10 protein-coding genes are annotated in these 14,274 nt (G+C 69.2%); 2 read left to right on the top strand and 8 right to left on the bottom strand.

The features are described from left to right. Positions 1-34 precede the first annotated feature (34 nt). Both BUE42_RS24345 and BUE42_RS24340 read left to right on the top strand, forming a co-directional pair. The gene (locus tag BUE42_RS24345) at positions 35-982 is read left to right on the top strand and encodes a LysR family transcriptional regulator (RefSeq protein ID WP_073467883.1); all 948 of its coding nucleotides are present in this window, start codon (positions 35-37) and stop codon (positions 980-982) included. Beyond that, positions 979-3,552, top strand: a complete 2,574-nt coding sequence (locus BUE42_RS24340) for an ABC transporter permease (protein ID WP_073467882.1) — start codon at positions 979-981, stop codon at positions 3,550-3,552. Before BUE42_RS24345 ends, BUE42_RS24340 begins: the two co-directional genes overlap by 4 nt. A gap of 15 nt (positions 3,553-3,567) precedes the next feature. Here the strand turns inward: BUE42_RS24340 and BUE42_RS34215 are convergent, their stop codons facing one another. The 8 genes from BUE42_RS34215 to BUE42_RS24300 all read right to left on the bottom strand — a co-directional run bounded on the left by BUE42_RS34215 (position 3,568) and on the right by BUE42_RS24300 (position 13,799). Continuing rightward, positions 3,568-5,118 carry a methyl-accepting chemotaxis protein gene (locus BUE42_RS34215; RefSeq protein ID WP_073467881.1) on the bottom strand — a complete coding sequence of 517 codons (1,551 nt, stop codon included), beginning with the start codon at positions 5,116-5,118 and terminating at the stop codon, positions 3,568-3,570. Positions 5,119-5,138: 20 nt separating this feature from the next. After that, on the bottom strand, positions 5,139-5,654 hold the full coding sequence (locus BUE42_RS24330; RefSeq protein WP_083614506.1) for a chemotaxis protein CheW: 516 nt from the start codon (positions 5,652-5,654) through the stop codon (positions 5,139-5,141). A gap of 61 nt (positions 5,655-5,715) precedes the next feature. Further along, positions 5,716-7,263, bottom strand: a complete 1,548-nt coding sequence (locus BUE42_RS33900; RefSeq protein ID WP_073467880.1) for a methyl-accepting chemotaxis protein — start codon at positions 7,261-7,263, stop codon at positions 5,716-5,718. Positions 7,264-7,338: 75 nt separating this feature from the next. Continuing rightward, positions 7,339-9,273: a methyl-accepting chemotaxis protein gene (locus tag BUE42_RS34135; protein ID WP_073467879.1), complete on the bottom strand. Its 1,935-nt coding sequence runs from the start codon at positions 9,271-9,273 to the stop codon at positions 7,339-7,341. A gap of 38 nt (positions 9,274-9,311) precedes the next feature. Continuing rightward, a complete protein-coding gene (locus BUE42_RS24315; protein ID WP_047595138.1) occupies positions 9,312-9,827 on the bottom strand; it encodes a chemotaxis protein CheW in 516 nt (171 codons plus the stop codon). A 117-nt stretch (positions 9,828-9,944) separates the two neighbouring features. Continuing rightward, on the bottom strand, positions 9,945-11,765 hold the full coding sequence (locus BUE42_RS24310) for a methyl-accepting chemotaxis protein (RefSeq protein ID WP_143171722.1): 1,821 nt from the start codon (positions 11,763-11,765) through the stop codon (positions 9,945-9,947). Then, positions 11,762-13,309 (bottom strand): methyl-accepting chemotaxis protein, encoded by a 1,548-nt coding sequence (locus BUE42_RS34210; RefSeq protein WP_073467878.1) that lies wholly within the window; start codon positions 13,307-13,309, stop codon positions 11,762-11,764. Before BUE42_RS34210 ends, BUE42_RS24310 begins: the two co-directional genes overlap by 4 nt. A gap of 37 nt (positions 13,310-13,346) precedes the next feature. Continuing rightward, positions 13,347-13,799, bottom strand: coding sequence for a cache domain-containing protein (locus tag BUE42_RS24300; protein ID WP_073467877.1), 453 nt, complete (start codon positions 13,797-13,799; stop codon positions 13,347-13,349). Positions 13,800-14,274: the final 475 nt, after the last annotated feature.

The following is a 14,274-nucleotide window of genomic DNA, read 5'->3' as shown; positions in this document are numbered from 1 at the left end:
CGGTGTAATCAATGCGGCCGCTGGATGCGATGACATGAAACGGCAGTTCGACGACGTGATGCTGGGCAGCATCGAGCTGTTCTGCCTCGCGGCCGAACACCAGGGCTTCACCGCGGCAGCCGCCATCGCCGGCGTGACGCCGGCCGCCGTCAGTCGCTCGATCGGGCGATTGGAAGAACGGCTCGGCGCGCGGCTCTTCGTGCGGACGACGCGCCACATTCGCCTGACCGATGCCGGGCGCGCCTACTTCGAGCGCTGCCGGGCTGCGCTCGACCAGCTCGTCGATGCCGAGCGCGAGGTCGGCGGCCAGCAGGCACGGCCCTCGGGCACGCTGCGCATCAGCGTGCCGACCACCTATGGCCACCACCGGCTGCTGCCGATGCTGCCGGCCTTCATGCAGGCGCATCCGGACGTGAAGCTCGAGCTGCACGTCAGCAACCGCAACATCGATTTCGGCGACGAGGGGTTCGACCTCGCGATCCGCGTGCGCGCGCCCGACGACTCGACGCTGATCTGCCGGCACCTGGAAGACGCCGAGCTGGTGATCGTCGCGGCGCCCGACTACCTCGCGCGCCACGGCGTGCCGGCGACGCTGGCCGAACTCGCCGGCCACGATTGCATCCAGTTCGAATTGCCGAGCAACGGTCGCCCGATCCCATGGCTGTTTCGCGAGGCCGGGGAGGAGGTGGACCTGCTCACCACCGGCCGCATCACCTGCGCCGACGACGTGCTGGCCGGCGTGACGCTGGCGCGCCATGGCGCGGGGATCTTCCAGGCCTACCGCTTCGTCGTCGACGCCGATCTGGCGGCCGGCCGCCTGACCGAAGTGCTCATGCCCTTCGGTGGCCGCTCCCGGCCCTACAACCTGCTGTACCCGCATGCCCGCCATGTCCCGCTGAAAGTGCGGGCCTTCGTCGACCACTTGCTCGAGCGCAAGCGTCAATGGGACGATCCGGCTCCCACCCGAAAGAAATCCCGATGACGTCTGCCGATTCCGCTGTTCCCGTGTCGCCCGCTGCTCGCCGTGCCGCATCGGCCTGGACCCTCGCGTGGCGGCAGGCCGCGCGCGACTTCCGCGCCGGCGAACTGCTGCTGCTGCTGGTCGCGGTGATGCTCGCGGTGGCGGCGTTGAGCGCGGTCGGCTTCTTCGCCGACCGGCTGAATGCCGGCCTCGCGCGCGACGCCCGCCAGATGCTGGGCGGCGATGCGATCGTCGCGAGCGACCAGCCGGCGCCGGCCGACATCGCCGAGCACGCACGCGGCCTCGGGCTCACGCTCGCGCAGACCGCCACCTTCCCGAGCATGGGCCGGGCGCCCGACGACAAGGGCGGGGCGTCGCGCCTGGTCGCCGTCAAGAGCGTGACCAGCGGCTACCCGCTGCGCGGCAAGCTGACGCTGGCCGATGCCCCCGGCGGCGCGCAGCGCACGGTCGCGAGCGCGCCGGCTGCCGGCACCGTGTGGGTCGATGCCGGCGTGCTCGACGCACTGCAGCTGAAGGTCGGCGATGCGCTGCTGCTCGGCGATGCCAGCCTGCGCATCGCGTCGGTCATCGTGATCGAGCCCGACCGCGGCGCCGGCTTCATCAGCTTCGCGCCGCGCGTGATGCTCAACGAGGCCGACCTGCCGGCCACCGGGCTGGTGCAGCCCGCGAGCCGCGTCACCTACCGCCTCGCGGTGGCGGCGCCGGCGGGCCGCGAGGCCGCGCTGCGCGAGTTCGTCGGCTGGACCGAGGCCCAGCTGAAGGCCCGCCAGCTGCGCGGCATGCGCGTCGAGTCGCTCGAGACCGGCCGCCCCGAGATGCGCCAGACGCTGGACCGCGCGCAGAAATTCCTGAACCTGGTCGCGCTGCTCGCCGCGCTGCTGGCGGCGGTGGCGGTGGGCATCGCGGCCCGCGATTTCGCCGACCGCCACCTCGACGACTGCGCGATGCTGCGCGTGCTCGGGCAGCCGCAGCGCACGATCGCGCTGCAGTACCTGCTGGAGTTCGGCATCGTCGGCGTGCTGGCCAGCGTGGCCGGCGTGCTGCTCGGCTTCGCGGTGCACTACGTGTTCGTCTGGCTGCTGGCCGGGCTGGTCGACAGCGCGCTGCCGGCCGCCAGCGCCTGGCCGGCGCTGTTCGGCATCGGCGTCGGCTTCACGCTGCTGATGGGCTTCGGGCTGCCGCCGGTGCTGCAGCTGGCCCAGGTGCCGCCGCTGCGCGTGATCCGCCGCGATGTCGGCGCGCTGAAGCCGGCTTCGATCGCGGTGCTGGCGGCCGGCGCGATCGGCTTCGCGGCGCTGCTGCTCGCGGTGTCGTCCGACCTGACGCTCGGGCTGATCGCGGTCGGCGGTTTTGCCGGCGCGATCGCGGTGTTCGCGCTGCTGTCGTGGATCGCGGTGCAGTTGCTGCGTCGTGCGGTGCCCGAGTCGCGCGCACCGCGCTGGCTGGTGCTCGCCACACGGCAGATCGCGGCGCGCCCGGCCTTCGCGGTGCTGCAGGTGTCGGCGCTCAGCGTCGGGCTGCTGGCGCTGATGCTGCTGGTGCTGCTGCGCACCGACCTGATCTCCAGCTGGCGCGCCGCGACGCCGGCCGATGCGCCGAACCGTTTCGTGATCAACATCCAGCCGGAGCAGTCCGAGGCCTTCCAGGCGCGGCTCAAGGCGGCCGGGGTCGGCCGCTACGACTGGTTCCCGATGATCCGCGGCCGGCTGGTCGCGGTGAACGGCAAGCCGACCACCGCCGACGATCTGCAGGAAGAGCGCGCCAAGCGCCTGCTCGACCGCGAGTTCAACCTGAGCCACGACGCGACGCTGCCGCAGCACAACACCGTCACCGCCGGCCGCTGGACGCCGGACGAGGCCGGTGGCCTGAGCGTCGAAGAGGGCCTCGCCGAGACGCTGCACCTGAAGCTCGGCGACACGCTGCGCTTCGACATCGCCGGCATCACCGCCGAGGGCAAGATCACCAGCCTGCGCAAGGTCGACTGGGGCTCGATGCGGGCGAACTTCTTCGTGATGTTCCCGAACGCGCAGATGCCGGACCTGCCGGCCACCTACCTGACGGCCTTCCGCGCGCCGGCGACGCCGGGCTTCGACAACGCGCTGAGCCGCGAATTCCCGAACATCACCGCGGTCGACGTGTCGGCCTCGCTCAGCCAGGTCCAGCAGGTGCTCGACCAGGTGATCCGCGCGGTCGAGTTCCTGTTCGGCTTCACGCTCGCCGCCGGGCTGGTGGTGCTGTTCGCCGCGGTGACGGCCACGCGCGAGGCACGCGCCCGCGAGTTCGCGGTGATGCGCGCGCTGGGTGCCAGCGCGAAGCTGCTCGGCCAGGTGCAGCGTGCCGAGCTGCTGGGCGTCGGCGCGCTGGCGGGCTTCCTGGCGTCGGTGGCGGCGGCCGCGGTCGGCTGGGCGCTCGCGAAGTACGTGTTCCAGTTCAGCTGGAACCCGTCGCCGTGGCTGCCGCTGGGTGGCAGCCTGGCCGGTGCGCTGCTCGCGCTGGCAGCAGGCTGGTGGGGGCTGCGCGAGGTGGTGTCGCGGCCGGTGATCGAGACGCTGCGCCGCGCGGCCGAGTAGGTTCTATGTCGCGGGTCAAGCCAGCCGGAACACCGAGACGGCTTGGGCCAGCACGCGCGCCTGATCCTTCAGGCTCTCCGCCGCCGCGGCGCTCTGCTCGACCAGCGCCGAATTCTGCTGCGTCATCTGGTCGAGTTGCGTCACTGCGGCCGTGACGTTGCCGATGCCGTCGCGCTGCTCCGACGACGCGGCCGTGATCTCGCCGATGATGTCGCTGACGCGCTGCACCGAGCCGACGATCTCGCCCATCGTCTTGCCCGCATCGGCCACCAGCCGCGAGCCGGCATCGACCCGGTCGACGCTCGCGCCGATCAGGCCCTTGATCTCCTTGGCGGCCTGCGCGCTGCGCTGAGCCAGGCTGCGCACTTCGCTCGCGACGACCGCGAAGCCGCGGCCCTGTTCGCCGGCACGCGCCGCTTCGACCGCCGCATTCAGCGCCAGGATGTTGGTCTGGAACGCGATGCCGTCGATCACGCCGACGATGTCGTTGATCTTCTTCGAGCTGGCATTGATCTCGTCCATCGTCGAGACGACCTGCGACACCACCGAGCCGCCGCGGGCCGCGACCTCGGCGGCCGAGGCGGCCAGCTGGTTCGCATGGAGGGCCGAATCGGCGCTCTGCTTGACGGTGCCCGTCAGCTGCTCCATCGACGACGCGGCCTGCTGCAGGTTCGACGCGGTCTGCTCGGTGCGGTGGCTCAAATCCTGGTTGCCGGTCGCGATCTCGGCGCTCGCGGTCGCGATGTTGTCGGTCGATTGCTTGACCTGCGCGACCAGCGTGCGCAGCGCGTTCTGCATGCCGTCCATCGCCTGCAGCAGGCGGCCGATCTCGTCGTCGCTGCGCGGCTGCACCGCCTGCGACAGGTCGCCGCGCGCGATGCGCTGCGCCAGCTCGCTCGCATGCGCGATCGAGGCATTGATGCTGCGCACCGTCAGCACGGTCAGCGGCAGCAGCACCGCGAGCGCCGCCAGCACGCCGCCGGCCAGCAGTGCCGACTGGGTGCCGATCGCCTGCTCGACCGTCGCCTGCCCGGCCGCCACGTGCTCGCGCGAGGCGTCCGACAGCACGCCCAGCGTCTTCTCGACCGTCTCGATGTTGTCCTTCAGCTGCCCGGCGTAGGCGCCGGCCACCGCGCCGTCGATGGTCGCGCGCTCCAGCTGGTCGACCACCGGCAGCATGCCGTCGTGGTACGCCTTCAACTGCTCGAGCGCCGCGGCGATCGCCTTGGCCGGTTCGGCATCCAGGCGCTTGCCCAGGCCGCCCAGCCGCGCGAGCGTCTCGGCATGCGCCTTCGTCCACAAGGCCTTGTTGTCGGTGACCTCGTTGACGTTGTTGAAGTTGATGATCATCTCCTTCTCGAAGCGCCGCAGCCGGCCGAGCGTCGTGCGCAGCTCGCTGATGTCGGAGGCCATGCCGAAGTCCTCGGCCACCAGCGTGCGCACGGTGCCGCGCATGCCGTGCAGCGCGGCCCAGCCGATGCCGCCGATCAGGCCGAGCAGCAGCAGCGAGAAGCAGGTCGCGAAGTAGAGCCGCGAGCTGATCGAGAGGCGGGAGAGAACGCGCATCGGGGCTCGCCTGGGCAGGCTCAGTGCGTGCTGTCGATCAGGCCCATCTCGGAACTGGCCATCAGCTCCTCGATGTCCATCAGGATGAGCATGCGGTCGTTGACGCTGGAGATGCCGGTGATGAAGCTGGTGTCGACGGCGGAGGCCATCTCGGGGGCCGGCTTGATCGAATCGCGCGAGAGCTCGAGCACGTCGCTGACGGAGTCGACGACGGCGCCGACGACGCGGCCGCGCACGTTCAGCACGATGACGACGGTGAAGCTGTTGTAGTCGTTGGAGTCGCAGCCGAGCTTCAGGCGCAGGTCGACGATCGGAACGATCACGCCGCGCAGGTTGACCACGCCCTTGATGAAGGCGGGGGCGTTGGCGATGCGGGTGGGGGCCTCGTAGGAGCGGATCTCCTGGACCTTCAGGATGTCGATGCCGTATTCCTCGGCACCGAGGCGGAAGGTGAGGAATTCGCCGCCGGACTGGGCGGCGGCCGCGCGAGCGGCTTCATGCCGGGCCACGTGGGAAGCTTCGTGGATCATGTCCATGGTGGGGTCCTGTGCAGAGCTGGAGAACGTTGAGGCCGGCTGATGCGCTGCCGGTATCGGTCTATCGACCGGCCGCCGGCAAACTGAAGGTCGAGACCACCGACGCGAGGCGCTGGGCCTGGTCGCGCAGGCTCTCGGCGGCGGCGGCCGATTCCTCGACCAGCGCGGCGTTCTGCTGCGTCATCTGGTCGAGCTGGGTGACCGCGGTGTTGATCTGGCCGATGCCGTCGCTCTGCTCGGACGACGCGGCGGTGATCTCGCCGATGATGTCCGAGACGCGCTGCACCGAGCCGACGATTTCCTGCATCGTCTTGCCGGCATCGGCCACCAGGCGCGAGCCGGTCTCGACCCGTTCGACGCTGGCGCCGATCAGGCTCTTGATTTCCTTGGCGGCGTCCGCCGAGCGTCCGGCCAGGTTGCGCACTTCGCTGGCGACGACCGCGAAGCCGCGGCCCTGCTCGCCGGCACGCGCCGCTTCGACCGCGGCGTTCAGCGCCAGGATGTTGGTCTGGAACGCGATGCCATCGATCACGCCGATGATGTCGCTGATCTTCTTCGAGCTGGCATTGATCTCGTCCATCGTCGTGACGACCTGCGAGACCACCGAGCCGCCGCGCGCCGCGACTTCCGCCGCCGACGACGCGAGTTGATTGGCCTGGCGGGCCGAATCGGCGCTCTGCTTGACGGTGCCCGTCAGCTGCTCCATCGACGACGCCGCCTGCTGCAGGTTCGACGCCGTCTGCTCGGTGCGGGCGCTCAGGTCCTGGTTGCCGGTCGCGATCTCGGTGCTGGCGGTCGAGATGCTGTCGGTGCTCTGGCGCACCTGGCCGACCAGGCGGCCGAGCGATTCCTGCATCGCCTTCAGCGACTGCAGCAGTTCGGCCGCTTCATCCTCGCCCTGCACCTGGATGTGCTGCGTCAGGTCGCCGGCGCTGATCGCGCGGGCGATCTGCTGGGCCTGGGCGATCGGCTTCGTGACCGAGCGGGTCACCCGCCAGGCCAGCAGCGCGGCCAGCAGCATCGCCGCCGCACCGCCGAGCCCGAGCGCGAGCATGCCGACGAAGCCGGCGCGGTCCGCCTGCTCCTTGGTGGCCGTCATGCTGTCGCGCTGGCCCTGGATCAGCTTCTCGACGCTGTCGCTGTAGGCCTTGGAGGCCGGGAACAGCTTGTCCAGCACCTCGGCCGTCACGTCCTCGCCGGCTTCCTTGCGCTTGAGCAGCGTGTTGCGCAGGCCCTGGTAGGCGTCGCGCTGCACCGTCACCGCGTCGAGCAGCCGCTTGTCGGCGTCCGAGGTCGCGATCTCCTGCATGCGCTTGAGGCGCTCGGTCTGCGCGGTCACGACGTCCTTCATCTCGCCGCGCACGCGGGTCTTGATCTGTTCGTCGTTCGCGAAGAACACCACCCAGTTGCGGGCGGTGTTGGATTCGATCGCGCGGCCCCAGCGTTCGGACAGCGAGAGTTTCTCGGCGTCCAGCGTGCCGAGCTGCTCCGACAGCGTGCGCATCGTCGAGATGCGATCGAGGCCGAAACCGACCGCGGCGGCGCACAGCAGTGCGATCGAACCGAACCCGACCGCGAGACGCGGCCCGAGACGCATGGAAGACAACATCGCGAACTTCCCTTCTTGTTGGAGCCGCCCCCCGGCGGCATGTCGATCGTTCAGAGTGCAGGCTGGCCGCGAGGCTCAGCGCTGCTGGAGACGGAAACTGCCGACCGCCTGCGCGAGCCGGGCCGCCTGGTCCTTCAGGCTTTCGGCCGCGGCGGTGGACTGCTCGACCAGCGCGGCGTTCTGCTGCGTCATCTGGTCGAGCTGGTTGACGGACTGGTTGACCTGGCCGATGCCATCGCTCTGCTCGGACGCCGCGGTGGTGATCTCGCCGATGATGTCGCTGACGCGCTGCACCGAGCCGACGATCTCGCTCATCGTCTTGCCGGCATCGGCCACCAGGCGCGAGCCGGCCTCGACGCGGTCGACGCTGGCGCCGATCAGCGCCTTGATTTCCTTGGCGGCATCGGCGCTGCGCTGCGCGAGGCTGCGCACCTCGCTGGCGACGACCGCGAAACCGCGGCCCTGTTCGCCGGCACGGGCCGCTTCGACGGCCGCGTTCAGCGCGAGGATGTTGGTCTGGAATGCGATGCCGTCGATCACGCCGATGATGTCGCTGATCTTCTTCGAGCTGGCGTTGATCTCGTCCATCGTCGTGACGACCTGCGAGACCACCGAGCCGCCGCGCGCCGCGACTTCAGCCGCCGACGACGCGAGTTGATTCGCCTGGCGGGCCGAGTCGGCGCTCTGCTTGACGGTGCCGGTGATCTGTTCCATCGACGACGCCGCGCGCTGCAGGTTCGAGGCGGTCTGTTCGGTGCGGGCGCTCAGGTCCTGGTTGCCGGTCGCGATCTCGGCGCTGGCCGTGGTGATCGAATCGACCGAACTGCGCACCGAGCCGATCATCTGCTGGAAGCGCTGGCGCATGCCTTCGACGTTGCGGATCAGCTCGCCGATCTCGTCGCGCTGGTCGCTGTGGCAGGGCTGCGTCAGGTCGCCGGCCGCCAGCACCGTGACGGCGCGCGACAGCTCCTGCAGCGGGCGGCCGACCCAGCGGCGCATCATCAGGAACAGGCCGCCGCCGAGCAGCAGCGCGGCGATGCCGAGCAGCGTCGCGAACGGCACGATGGTGGCCCAGTGGGTCTTCATCGCCTCGGCGTCCGACACCTCGGACACCACCCACTGGTTGCCGGCCTTGGCCTTGCGCAGCACGGCCCAGTGGTCGGTGTGTCGGGTCTCGAGCACCGCGCCGCCGTCCATCGTCCAGCCGCCGGGGGCGGTCTCGAGCCGGGCCAGCAACGCTTTCGCGTCCGGGTAGGCCTCCAGCACCTTCTTGCCCTTGGCGCTCGGGTGCACGACGAAGACGGCCTCTTCCGGCGACTTCTTCGGGTCGATCACGTAGACGCCGCCGCTGTCGAAGAAGCGGATGTCGCTCGCGAGCTTGTCGATCGCCACCTGGAAGGCGCTGACGTCGAAGCCGATGTACAGGATGCCGATCACCTTGCCGCTCGCGTCCTTGATCGGCTCGTAGCGGGCCATGTAGGGCGTGCCGAACAGCACGGCGCGGCCGGTGTAGGTCTGGCCGGCCATCATCAGCGCATGCGCCGGGTGGCTGCTGCCGAGCATCGTGCCCATCGCGCGCTCGCCGTTCTCCTTCTTCACCGAGGTGGTGATGCGCTGGAAGTCGTCGCCCTTGCGCGCGAACACGGTGGCCGTGCCGCCGCTCTGCTGGGCGAACGCGTCCACCTGCTCGAAGTTGCCGTTCAGCGGCGTGTCGCCGACCTTCAGCGTGGTGCTCGCCTCGTCCAGCGTGAAGGGCTGCTTGAACTCGTTCTTGAAGTTGACGAAGAACTTCTCGACCAGCACGCGCGAGGTCATGTCGAACGCGTCGATCGAATCGGCGACCGACTGCGTCTTGTCCGCGACCCAGGTGACGATGCGCTCGCGCGAGCGATCGGCCGCCACCAGGCTCATCGTGGCGCAGATCGCGAACAGGACCACCGACAGGCTCAGCGCCCCGATGATCGAAACCTTGCGCGCGACCGAGCCGCGGCTTTGAAGCGCCGTGTTCATGAAATTCCGGGAAAGAGGGATCGGGGATCGGAGAAGGATCAGGGGCTGTCGATCAGGCCCATCTCGGCGCTGGCCATCAACTCCTCGATGTCCATCAGGATGAGCATGCGGTCGTTGACGCTGGAGATGCCGGTGATGAAGCTGGTGTCGACGGCGGAGGCCATCTCGGGGGCCGGCTTGATCGAATCGCGCGAGAGCTCGAGCACGTCGCTGACGGAGTCGACGACGGCGCCGACGACGCGGCCGCGCACGTTCAGCACGATGACGACGGTGAAGCTGTTGTAGTCGTTGGAGTCGCAGCCGAGCTTCAGGCGCAGGTCGACGATCGGAACGATCACGCCGCGCAGGTTGACCACGCCCTTGATGAAGGCGGGGGCGTTGGCGATGCGGGTGGGGGCCTCGTAGGAGCGGATCTCCTGGACCTTCAGGATGTCGATGCCGTATTCCTCGGCGCCGAGGCGGAAGGTGAGGAACTCGCCCCCGGACTGGCTGGCGGTGGCCGCGCGGGCGGCTTCATGCCGGGCCACGTGGGAAGCTTCGTGGATCATGTCCATGGGGTGTCCTGTCAGGTGCGGAAGACTGTGTTGCCGTCAATGCTCACGTCACTATCGGCGGGGGCGGGGCGAACTGAAGGGTGGATCAGCGCGCCCCGGTGGGCACTGTTCGTCGGCTCAGAAGGTTTCCCAGTCGTCGTTGGGGGCGGTGGCAGCGAACGCCGGGCCGGCCGCCGGGGCGGGCGCGGGGCGCGGGGCTGTAGCCGAGACTGCAACCGCGACTTTCGTCACGGCCGGGGCGGGTTTGGCGGGGGCGGCCGATGTCGCCACCGGCTTGGCCGGGCTTGCCTTCGCGGCCACCGGCTTTGCTGTCGCGACCGGCTTCGGCGTGAACTTGTTGGCGGCCGGTGCGGGCGCTGCTGCCGTCACGCCGTGCGCATCGAGCCGAAAGGTTGCAATCACCGACGCGAGGCGCTGCGCCTGGTCGCGCAGGCTCTCGGCGGCGGCCGCCGATTCCTCGACCAGCGCGGCGTTCTGCTGCGTCATCTGGTCGAGCTGGGTCACGGATTGATTGACCTGGCCGATGCCGTCGCTCTGCTCGGACGACGCCGCGGTGATCTCGCCGATGATGTCGCTGACGCGTTGCACCGAGCCGACGATCTCCTGCATCGTCTTGCCGGCGTCGGCCACCAGGCGCGAGCCGGAATCGACCTTCTCGACTGAGGCGCCGATCAGCGCCTTGATCTCCTTGGCCGCCTGCGCGCTGCGCTGGGCCAGGCTGCGCACCTCGCCGGCGACCACCGCGAAGCCGCGGCCTTGTTCACCGGCACGCGCCGCTTCGACCGCGGCATTCAGCGCCAGGATGTTGGTCTGGAACGCGATGCCATCGATCACGCCGATGATGTCGCTGATCTTCTTCGAGCTGGCGTTGATCTCGTCCATCGTCGTGACGACCTGCGAGACCACCGAGCCGCCGCGCGCCGCGACTTCAGCCGCCGACGACGCGAGCTGATTGGCCTGGCGGGCCGAATCGGCACTCTGCTTGACGGTGCCCGTCAGCTGCTCCATCGACGACGCCGCCTGCTGCAGGTTCGACGCGGTCTGCTCGGTGCGGGCGCTCAGGTCCTGGTTGCCGGTCGCGATCTCGGCGCTGGCGGTCGAGATGCTGTCGGTCGAGTTGCGCACCTGGCCGACCAGCGTGCGCAGCGAATCCTGCATGTTCGACAAGGCCTGCATCAGCTGCGTCGATTCGTCGCGGCCGCTCAGCGTGATCTGGTTGGTCAGGTCGCCGCGCGCGATCGACGCGGCCAGCGCCTGCGCCTCGGTCATCGGGCGGCAGATGCTTTGCATGTTGATCAGCGTGGCCGGCACGACGATCAGGATCGCGATGCCCAGCGCCACCGCGAACAGCGTGATGGTCTGGCGCGTCATCGTCTGGCGCGCGGCCTCGGCCTGCGCGCCTTCGGTGCCCAGCGCCTTCTGCAGGTCGCCGACGGTCTTTTCGGCAGCGCCGATGGCTTCCTTCGCGCGGCCCATCACCCGGTTGGCCACCGTGGCCGAGTCGTAGCCGCTGTTCTCCAGCTGCTTGATCACCGGACCCATCGCGGTCGCGTAGGTGCCGAGTTCGGTCTCCATGCGCTTGGCGAGTGCCGTGCTGTCGTCGGGCGTGCCTTCCTGCAGCTTCTTCAGCTGGGCGATCACGCGCTCGCGCGCCGCCGTCCACTGACCGCTGAAGCGCGTGACTTCCTCGGCCTTCTCGTAGTTGACGATCATTTCCTTCTCGGCCAGGCGCATCTCGCCCAGCGAGGTGCGCAGCGAGGCCAGCGTGTTGCTGTCGGCGAACGAGCTGCTCATGAAGGCCGTGGTCTGGCTCTGCATGCGCAGCAGCCCGGTCAGGCCGGCACCGCCGACCAGCGCGAGCAGGGCGAGCACGATGGCGATCGCGCCGATCATGCGGGTGCGGATCGTGAATTGACGCATCAGGTGGGTGAAGTTCATGGACGCTCTCCGGCGAGCTGGAAGTTGTTGACGATGCTGCGCAGCCGTGCGGCCTGGTCTTTCAGGCTCTCCGCGGCGGCTGCGGACTCCTCCACCAGTGCCGCGTTCTGCTGCGTCATCTGGTCGAGCTGGGTGACGGATCCGTTCACCTGGCCGATGCCTTCGCTCTGCTCGGCGGCGGCGGCGGTGATCTCGCTGATGATGTCGGTTACGCGCTGGACCGAGCCGACGATCTCCTGCATGGTCTGGCCGGCATCGGCGACCTGCCGCGAGCCGGCTTCGACGCGCTCGACGCTGGCGCCGATCAGGCCCTTGATTTCCTTGGCGGCTTGCGCGCTGCGCTGTGCGAGGCTGCGCACTTCGCTCGCGACCACCGCGAAGCCACGGCCCTGTTCGCCGGCGCGGGCCGCTTCGACCGCGGCATTCAGCGCGAGGATGTTGGTCTGGAACGCGATGCCGTCGATCACGCCGATGATGTCGCCGATCTTGCGCGAGCTGGCGTTGATCTCGTCCATCGTCGTGACGACCTGCGAGACCACCGAGCCGCCGCGTGCGGCGACCTTGGCCGCCGAAGAAGCCAGCTGGTTGGCCTGGCGGGCCGCGTCGGCGCTCTGCTTGACGGTGCCGGTCAGCTGTTCCATCGACGAGGCGGTCTGTTGCAGGTTGCTGGCCGCCTGTTCGGTGCGGTGGCTCAGGTCCTGGTTGCCGGTCGCGATCTCGGCGCTGGCGTTCTCGATCGACGACGACGATTCGAGCACCGTCGCGAGCGAGCGGCTGAGCTGCTGCGTCATGCGGTCGAGGGCGCGCATCAGGTCGCCGAGCTCGTCGGTGCGATCGCTGCGCGCGTCGATCGCCAGGTTGCCGCCGGCGACCTGGTCGGCGACGCGGGCGGCGCGGCTCAGTTCGCCGACGATGCGGCGCTGCATCCACCAGGCGACGCCGACCGTGGCGGCGGCGGCCAGCAGCCCGAGCGCGCCCAGCAGCAGGCTGGTGCGGCGCGAGCGTGCGGCCGAGGCGTCCATCGATTCGGACGACTGCCGGTCCATGCGGGCGACCATCCCGCCCATGCCCTTGGCAAGCGCGCCGAAGGTTTCGTCGGCGCCCTGCATCGCGGCGATGCCGGTGTTCGGGTCGACCGAGGACAGGTCGATCGCCGAATCGACCTGGCCGCGGTACTTGTCGATCTGCGCGCTGGCGGCCTTGATCTCGGCGGCCAGGTCGGGGTCGCTGCGGTCGGCATCGGCGAGCCCGCCGAGGGTGCGCTTCAGGCCGGTCAGCTGGTTGGCCAGCGAGTCGCGGGTGGCCTTGATCTTCGGTTCGTCCAGCGACGCGATCAGCGCGACCGTGCGGTAGACGCCGGCGTGGATCTGGCCGAGCTGGTCCTGCACGCTGGTGATGGTGCGGAAGGATTCGAGGTCGGCGCGGAAATCCTCGCTGTTCTTCGCCGCTTCGGCGTTCATCAGCGCGGTGTTCACCGAGGCCATCGAGAACACCACGACGGCGGTCAGCACGGGGGCGGCGAGCAGCTTGAGTCCGAGTTTCATGGCGGCTGTTCCGGCAGGGCGTGCGGGCGAGGCCGGCTTACTTGTAGATGCCGCCGCAGACGGCCACGTCGTCCAGCCGCTCGCAATAGGCGCGCTTCGGCTCGATCTTCTTGCTGACCGGGTTGGTGAACTTGTAGTCCTGCCAGAAGGTGCCCTTGGACTGGGCGAGTTCGACGCGTTCCTTCACGAAGGGCTTGCCGTCGACGTCCTTCAACTCGAGCAGGTTCTTGCCGATCATTTTTTCGTTCGCACCGTGGGCGCGCACGACGCCGTCGAGGCCGTAGACGACCAGGTAGAGGTCGCGGTCGGTGAACTGGCCGGCCTTGTTGTTGATCTCGGCGTAGGCCTTGTCCTTGCCGCTGGCCTTGATGAAGGCGACGCCCTTTTTGACCATCGCGGACGCTTCGTCGGCGGTGGCGTTGCCGTCCTTGGCGAAGACGGGAAGCGTGGCGGCGCTCAGCAGGGCGCACAGGAACAGGTGCTTGGACATGGGAAAACCTCGTCGGACGGGGCGCTCGCGGGCGCGGTGGCAGAACTGCACCTGCGGGCGAGGCGGGTGCGCTTGTGCCGTTATCGGCACGAGGGAGGTCCGGCTGTACCGGGTCATCGCAATTCTGTGATTCATCGCGAATCGGGCTTCGCGGCAAAAGAGGGAGCTTGCCGGCCCATCTCTGCCCGATGGGGGACTTACCCCTGCCGGGGGGCTTTTGTTCACTGCGTGGCATTGCCGGGTCTCGCCCCGGCGGGCGAGTCACTTTCATTTGCCTTGCCAAATGAAAGTAACCAAAGCAAAGGCGCTTGAATGCAACACCATACGGTTCGTTCTGTCCCGCTGCGGACAACACTGCCGCTTCGGCTGCACCTCGTCCCTTGATTGGGATTGTTGCCCTCCCGCTTACCGGCGCCTCGCTTCGCATCGGCGCTGGGGCAACGGTCCAACAATCCCAATCAAGGTTGGATCTCCA

The sequence above is a fragment of the Rhizobacter sp. OV335 genome, assembly GCF_900142965.1.
In the GTDB taxonomy this organism is placed as follows: domain Bacteria; phylum Pseudomonadota; class Gammaproteobacteria; order Burkholderiales; family Burkholderiaceae_C; genus Rhizobacter.
This window is presented reverse-complemented; position numbering and strand designations above follow the sequence as displayed.

What these genes read in the sequence shown, in the direction of transcription:
- BUE42_RS24345 (WP_073467883.1), top strand. Translation starts at nt 35, where the DNA reads ATGAAACGGCAGTTCGACGACGTGATGCTGGGCAGCATCGAGCTGTTC.
- BUE42_RS24340 (WP_073467882.1), top strand. Translation starts at nt 979, where the DNA reads ATGACGTCTGCCGATTCCGCTGTTCCCGTGTCGCCCGCTGCTCGCCGT.
- BUE42_RS24330 (WP_083614506.1), bottom strand. Translation starts at nt 5,654, where the DNA reads ATGGACATGATCCACGAAGCTTCCCACGTGGCCCGGCATGAAGCCGCT.
- BUE42_RS34210 (WP_073467878.1), bottom strand. Translation starts at nt 13,309, where the DNA reads ATGAAACTCGGACTCAAGCTGCTCGCCGCCCCCGTGCTGACCGCCGTC.
- BUE42_RS24300 (WP_073467877.1), bottom strand. Translation starts at nt 13,799, where the DNA reads ATGTCCAAGCACCTGTTCCTGTGCGCCCTGCTGAGCGCCGCCACGCTT.
- BUE42_RS24310 (WP_143171722.1), bottom strand. Translation starts at nt 11,765, where the DNA reads ATGAACTTCACCCACCTGATGCGTCAATTCACGATCCGCACCCGCATG.
- BUE42_RS33900 (WP_073467880.1), bottom strand. Translation starts at nt 7,263, where the DNA reads ATGTTGTCTTCCATGCGTCTCGGGCCGCGTCTCGCGGTCGGGTTCGGT.
- BUE42_RS34215 (WP_073467881.1), bottom strand. Translation starts at nt 5,118, where the DNA reads ATGCGCGTTCTCTCCCGCCTCTCGATCAGCTCGCGGCTCTACTTCGCG.
- BUE42_RS24315 (WP_047595138.1), bottom strand. Translation starts at nt 9,827, where the DNA reads ATGGACATGATCCACGAAGCTTCCCACGTGGCCCGGCATGAAGCCGCC.
- BUE42_RS34135 (WP_073467879.1), bottom strand. Translation starts at nt 9,273, where the DNA reads ATGAACACGGCGCTTCAAAGCCGCGGCTCGGTCGCGCGCAAGGTTTCG.